This window comes from Methylobacterium crusticola (assembly GCF_003574465.1).
Classification (GTDB): Bacteria; Pseudomonadota; Alphaproteobacteria; order Rhizobiales; family Beijerinckiaceae; genus Methylobacterium; species Methylobacterium crusticola.
The window spans coordinates 1-750 of sequence record NZ_QOWC01000501.1 but is presented as its reverse complement, the minus strand read 5'-3'; the positions used below and the strand labels follow the sequence as shown (position 1 = coordinate 750).

1 protein-coding gene is annotated in these 750 nt (G+C 66.4%); it reads right to left on the bottom strand.

Annotation, left to right across the window (positions count from 1 at the left end):
- Window positions 1-202: 202 nt before the first annotated feature.
- A partial coding sequence (locus DT057_RS35885; RefSeq protein ID WP_420870350.1) for a hypothetical protein occupies window positions 203-750 on the bottom strand: 548 nt, incomplete at its 5' end.

The window sequence follows — 750 nt, the reverse complement described above, 5'->3', positions numbered from 1 at the left end:
ACGGAGCACCTCGTGCTGTCGCTGCAATGGCATTACGACTGGTCTCCTCGGGAACGTGCCGCAGCGAGTTCCACTCCGACCGCAGCCCTGAGGTGCTGCCGCGCCGGCCGGCGACGAGCTGATCGACGAACCTCTCCTGCAATTCAGGGGTCAGCTTCGTAGTGGCCGGGTCCCGACCGTTCTGACGAGACTCAGGTGTTCGTCAGCCACAGGCGCCTCCCTTTCGATGGCGTGCGGATCTCACGGGCGGCTGCCACCCGGGCGGGAACATCGTCTGTTCGAGTAGGTCTTCGCAGGCCGCCTCGTCGAACTCCGCATCGGCCTGCCGCGCCAGAGCATCCCAATCCGGGTCTCGCGCGCTGAGGCCGGCAAGCTCAAGGACGGTCAGGTCATCGAAGCCTTCGTAGCCCTGCTCGCCCAGCAGCTTGCAGGCGATCGTGTCCAACTCGCACGCCACCATCGTGTTGAGGACGAAGGCCGCCTCGACCGTCGCACCAGCCTGAACCGCGACGCGAGCTGCAATGGGCCCGACTTCTGCCGCCAGCCGGATCGCCATTTCAACCTCGGGCGGGTGCTCACCCTCCTGGGCGGAGCTGGCATGCTCGACGGGGGAGACGGTCGCATCGGCCAGTTCGCTCAAAGCCGCGTGGACCTCGTCCTCAATGATGGCCTGAGCCTCAGATGCCGATCTCAGGCCCACAAGGCGTGGACCAAGCTTGTTCGGCAGCGCCAGCAGCCGCTCGCGCGCTA